We start from the raw sequence: 2,149 nt of genomic DNA on the forward strand, positions 1-2,149 counted from the left end.
GTCAATTTGTCGGGTTGGTGAATAATTCGGGTTAAATAGAAGCTATATTTCAGTACTACTCACCAACCCAGGCTATGTATCCCAAAACGCCCTCATACGAACTATCAATGAGGGATTTAAAGTGCCAACCGCTAGGTCCTACAAAGACAACTTAGACCGGCTCAAAATGTTCTTGTTAAAAGAAGGGGAAACGAATAATAAAACAATTGTCCTCATTTTAGACGAAGCGCAAGAACTCAACCTTCCCCTCCTTGAAACGCTGCGGCAAATATTAAATTTTGAATCTGAAAAGTTACTGCTCAGGCATACCAGGAAGACAGCATTTCCTCGTGCAAAACAGAGAACAACGGTGCACAATAAAGTCCATGATACCCCAAGACCTGCCTACCCGAGACGATGTCCATGCCGCCTACGTGCAGGGCGAAGACGCCATGCTGGCCCTGGTGGGGAAGTTGACTGCCCTCCTCCTCAACCTCCAGGCACGGGTTGAGGCCCTTGAGGACCAACTGGGCAAAAACAGTCGCAACAGTAGTAAGCCTCCGAGCAGTGACGGATTGCAGAAGCCTCGCCCGCGCAGTCTGCGTACAAGGAGCGGCAAACAGAGCGGTGGTCAGCCAGGTCACGAAGGCCATACGTTGCACGCCGTCGTCCAGCCGGACCACCGCCAACTCCACTCCGTCGAGCGTTGCGGGCACTGTGGGGCCTCGTTGCAGGCGGTGCCTCCCAGTGATGACGAGCGACGCCAGGTGTTTGAGGTGCCGCCGGTGCAGATAGAGATCACGGAGCATCGTGCCGAGATCAAGCACTGCCCGCACTGTGGGCAGACCACCAAAGGCACGTTCCCCTCTGAGGTGACCCAGCCGGTGCAATACGGGCCGACTCTGAAGGCCCAGGCGGTGTATTTCAACCAGTATCAGTTTGTCCCTCTGGAAAGAACGAGCGAGATGTTCGCTGATCTCTACGGTCATCCGGTGGGTGAGGGCACCCTCGTGGCGGCTACCCAGGAGATAGCAGAGGCGGTCAGGCCTGCCAATGCGCAGGTGAAGACGCAGTTGCGCACGGGGGAGGCGGTGGTCCACTTTGATGAGAGCGGGCTGCGGGTGACCGGCAAGCTCCAGTGGCTGCACTCGGCCAGCACCGCGCAGTTGACCTCGTACGCCGTGCATGCGAAACGGGGCTCAGCCGCCATCGATGCCATCGGGATTTTGCCCACGCTGGCCGGGAGGGCGGTGCACGACCACTGGCAAGCGTACTTCACCTATCCCGACATCGCCCACAGTCTGTGCAATGCCCATCACCTGCGGGAACTGGCGTTCATCGAGGAGCGCTATCAGCAGGGCTGGGCGTCTGAGATGGCCAAGTTGCTCGTGGAGATCAAGACGGCAGTCGAGGAGGCCCGGCCGGTACACTGCCAGCTGCCCGAGGCCCAGCGAGGCGAGTTTGCCCTGCGCTACGACCAGGTGATTGCGGAGGGGCTGCACGCCAATCCTCCACCGGTGTGTGCAGCAGGGCAACCCAAAAAGCGCGGGCGCGTCAAACAGAGCCCCCCCAAGAACCTGCTCGACCGCTTGGTGGCCCACAAGCGGGAAGTGTTGGCCTTTATGGACGATTTTAATGTACCCTTTGACAACAACCAGGCAGAACGAGACATCCGCATGGTAAAGCTGCACCAGAAGATCTCCGGGTGTTTTCGCTCCCAAGAGGGGGCCGAGCGCTTCTGTGAGATTCGCAGCTACATCTCGACGGCGCGGAAGAATGGGCAAAGGGTGTTGGAGGCCTTGCAAAAGGCCCTCGCAGGATCACCTTTTGTGCCCTCATTCCTCTCTGCTCACGCTGCTTCCCCAAGCTGAGCAGTAACAAAAATACTACCAAAACATAAGCACCCCACGTCACCCCACGTGGCTCCCCTATTATAGGAGCACAGCCTTTCCGACTCAAATTTTCCGGGGGTCTGCTGTTAATCGCTGTGACCGTTCGTGCGCTCACGGAAAACCTCGCGCATGAGGGTGTGCAGACTGGCCAGGGTGGTATCGATGCGCTCGACGGCGCCCGTGAGGCGTTGGTTGATGGTATCCTGTCCTGCGATCCAGTCATCCAGGCGTTCGTTGCGTTCATCGAGTTTGATGACGAGGGCTGCCAGTCGCTTCGC

At 57.8% G+C, this 2,149-nt stretch carries 3 protein-coding genes; 2 read left to right on the forward strand and 1 reads right to left on the reverse strand.

What is annotated here, in order from left to right; all coding sequences use genetic code 11:
- Positions 1-46: 46 nt before the first annotated feature.
- Positions 47-490: an AAA family ATPase gene (locus VJ369_RS19125; RefSeq protein WP_414652605.1), complete on the forward strand. Its 444-nt coding sequence runs from the start codon at positions 47-49 to the stop codon at positions 488-490.
- Complete coding sequence (gene tnpC, locus VJ369_RS01680) at positions 414-1,850, forward strand: IS66 family transposase (RefSeq protein WP_414652607.1); 1,437 nt, start codon at positions 414-416, stop codon at positions 1,848-1,850. The genes VJ369_RS19125 and tnpC overlap by 77 nt, the downstream gene beginning before the upstream one ends.
- 107 nt (positions 1,851-1,957) lie before the next feature.
- Here tnpC and VJ369_RS01685 read toward each other — a convergent pair.
- Positions 1,958-2,149: hypothetical protein (locus VJ369_RS01685; RefSeq protein ID WP_324090424.1), on the reverse strand; the 192-nt coding region annotated here is incomplete at its 5' end.

Origin of the sequence: Glutamicibacter sp. (genome assembly GCF_035257265.1) — a bacterium.
Classification (GTDB): Bacteria; Actinomycetota; Actinomycetes; order Actinomycetales; family Micrococcaceae; genus Glutamicibacter.